At 72.7% G+C, this 3346-nt stretch carries 1 protein-coding gene; it reads left to right on the top strand.

Features of this window, described 5'->3' with window-relative positions; all coding sequences use genetic code 11:
* On the top strand, positions 1-3346 hold a 3346-nt coding region (locus FFK22_RS41230), incomplete at both ends, for a non-ribosomal peptide synthetase (RefSeq protein ID WP_143956967.1).

Below are 3346 nucleotides of genomic sequence, written 5' to 3' on the forward strand. Positions count from 1 at the left end.
TCTGCGCGACGGGCGTCTGGTCGGCTATGTCGCCAGCGACGCGCAGCCGGAGGAGGCGGCGCTGAAGCAGCACCTGTCGGCGCTGGTGCCGGACTACATGGTGCCGTCGCGCATCCTGTGGCTGGAGCGGCTGCCGGTCTCGGCCAACGGCAAGCTGGACCGCAAGGCGCTGCCGGACCCGGAATGGGAGAGCGGCGCGGACGCCAGAGCCGAGCCCGAAGGCGAGACCGAGCAGATCATCGCCAGGATCTGGGCCGAGAGTCTGGGCCTGCGGCAAGTGGGCCGGGACGACAACTTCTTCGATCTGGGCGGGGATTCGATCCTGTCCCTGCAGGTGATCGCCCGGGCCCGGCGGCAGGGCTTGGTCCTGACCCCGCGCGACATGTTCCAGAACCAGACCGTGCGGGTCCTGGCGGCGGTGGCGCGCCCGGTGCCGACGACGCCGGCAGCCGACCCGGCCGTCGCACCGGAGAGGGCAGAGCGCCTGACGCCGTCGGACCTGCCGCTGGTCGGGCTGAGCCAGGCGCAGATCGACGCCCTGCCGGTCCCGGCCGCGGAGATCGCCGACGCCTATCCGCTGTCGCCGATGCAGCAGGGTCTGCTGTTCCACGCCTTGCACGCGCCGGAGACCGGGCTCTACGTCAACCAGGTTCTGGCGACCTTCGACGGGCCGCTCGACGCCGGCCGCTTCACCCGCGCCTGGGAGGCCGCGATCGGGCGGCACGACATCCTGCGCACCGGCTTCCTGTGGGACGGCCCGGCGCCGCTGCAGCTGGTCCGGCGCAGCGTGCCCGTGCCGGTCGAGATCCGCGACGGCGGCGGCCTGGACGAGCCGGGGATCGCCGAGATCGCCCGCTGGGAGCGCGAGCGCGGCTTCGACCTGTCGGCGCCGCCGCTGATGCGCGTGCTGTTGCTGCAGGTGGCGGAGGACCGGCACCGGCTGATCTGGACCTTCCACCACATCCTGATGGATGGCTGGAGCACGTCGCGGCTGATCGGCGAGGTGCTGTCGCAGTATCACGGCATGGCGCCGGCCGCCGGCCCGGGCCGCTACCGCGACCACATCGCCTGGCTGGCCGGCCGCGACGCCGCGGCGGACGAGACCTTCTGGCGGGGCCAACTGGCCCGGCTGGAGGCGCCGACCCGCCTGGCCGACGCGCTGCCGGCCCCGGTGCAGAAGAGTGATGGGCACGGCGTCCTCGCCACCCGCCGCGACGCCGGCCGGACGGCCCGGCTGACCGCCTTCTGCCGGCGCCAGCGCATCACCCTGAACACCCTGGTGCAGGGCGCCTGGGCGCTGCTGCTGTCGCGCTACACCGGCCAGCCCAGCGTCGCCTTCGGCGCCACCGTCGCCGGACGTCCGGCCGAGCTGGCAGACGCCGAGACGCTGCTGGGCCTGTTCATCAACACCCTGCCGGTGATCCAGCAGCCCGACCCCGAGGCCCGGGTGGGCGACTGGCTGCGCCAGGTGCAGGACGTCATGCTGGCGCTGCGCGAACATGAGCACACGCCGCTGGCCGATATCCAGCGCTGGGGCGGCCAGGGCGGCCTGTTCGACACGCTGCTGGTGTTCGAGAACTACCCGATCGACCGCGCCGCGCGCGCCGGCGGCGACCTGCTTGTGTCGGCGGCGGAGACGGTGGAGGCGACGCACTATCCGCTGTCGCTGGCGGTCCAGGCTGGCGACGCGCTCGACATCGCCTATGGCTATCGCCGCGACGCCTTCGCGCCGGCGCAGGTGGAGGCGCTGGCCCGCCATCTCGACATGCTGCTCGACCGCCTGGCGGGGGACGAGGGCGCCGCCCTCGGCTCCCTGTCCCTGCTGGCGGAAGCCGATCTCGCCCAGATCACGGCGTGGCAGACCGAGCCTTATCAGATCGAGCCGTATCGTTCGGTGCACGACTGGATCGGCCATTGGGCAGCAGCGGAGCCGGGGCGGACGGCGGTGATCTTCGGCGATCGCGAGATCAGCCGGGGCGAGCTGGACCGGCGGGCCAACCATCTGGCGCAGCGGCTGGTTCAGGCCGGAATCGGGCCGGACGTGCTGGTCGGGGTGGTGCTGGAGCGGTCGGTCGAGCTGCTGGTGGCGCTGTTGGCGGTCTTGAAGGCGGGCGGTGCCTATGTACCGCTGGCGCCGGATGCGCCGGCGGCGCGGCTGGCCGAGGTGGCGGCGGATAGCGGGCTGCGCCTGGTGCTGACCCAGGCCTCGCTGGCCGGAAAACTGCCGGAGGACCTGGATCGCATCCTGGTCGAGGCTGGCGAGGTCGAGGCGGGGCCGGAGGTGGCGCTGCACCCCGGCAACCTGGCCTATGTGATCTACACCTCGGGTTCGACCGGCAAGCCCAAGGGCGTCGCCGTCGCCCATGGTCCGCTCGCCATGCATTGCCGGGTGACTGCGCCGCTCTACGACATGGACGAGACCTCGCGCGAGTTCCACTTCATCGCCTTCAGCTTCGACGGCGCGCATGAGCGCTGGCTCACGGCATTGACCTGCGGCGCCAGCCTGGTGCTGCGCGACGAGAGCCTGTGGCCGGCCGAGAAGACGCTGGCGGCGATCGGCCGGCACGGCGTCACCAATGCCGGCTTCCCGCCGGTCTATATCAACGAGATGGCGGCCTGGGCCGAGCAGGCGGGCCGGTGCCCGCCGGTCGACCTCTACTCCTTCGGCGGCGAGGCGATGCCGGCGGCGGGGTACGACCGGGTGCGCCGGGCGCTGCGGCCGCGGGCGCTGATCAACGGCTATGGCCCGACCGAGGCGGTGGTGACGCCGCTGGTCTGGAAGGGGACGGCCGACACCGCCTGCGATGGCGCCTATGTGCCGATCGGGCGGCCGGTCGGCGATCGTCGGGCCTATGTGCTGGACGGCCGACTGCAGCCGGTGCCGGTCGGGGTGGCGGGCGAGCTCTATATCGGCGGCTCGGGGCTGGCGCGCGGCTATGTCGGCCGTCCCGACCTGACCGCGGAGCGCTTCGTGCCGGACCCGTATGGCGAACCGGGCGGCCGGATGTATCGCACCGGCGATGTGGTGCGGTGGCGGCCGGACGGGTCGGTCGAGTATCTCGGCCGGGCCGATCACCAGGTGAAGATCCGCGGCTACCGGATCGAGCCGGGCGAGGTCGAGGCGCGGTTGCTGTCGCACCCGCAGGTGAGCGGCGCAGTGGTGTCCGCCGTGACGTCGCCGGGCGGCAGGCGCCTGTTGGCACATGTCGCAGCGCCGGAGGCCGGGCTGGAAGCTGAGCTGAAGGCGCATCTGGCGGGTCAACTGCCGGACTACATGGTGCCGTCACGGATCCTGGTGCTCGCGGCGCTGCCGCTGCTGCCGACCGGCAAGCTGGACCGGAAGGCG

The sequence above is a fragment of the Mycobacterium sp. KBS0706 genome (genome assembly GCF_005938675.2).
GTDB lineage: Bacteria > Pseudomonadota > Alphaproteobacteria > DSM-16000 > Inquilinaceae > Inquilinus.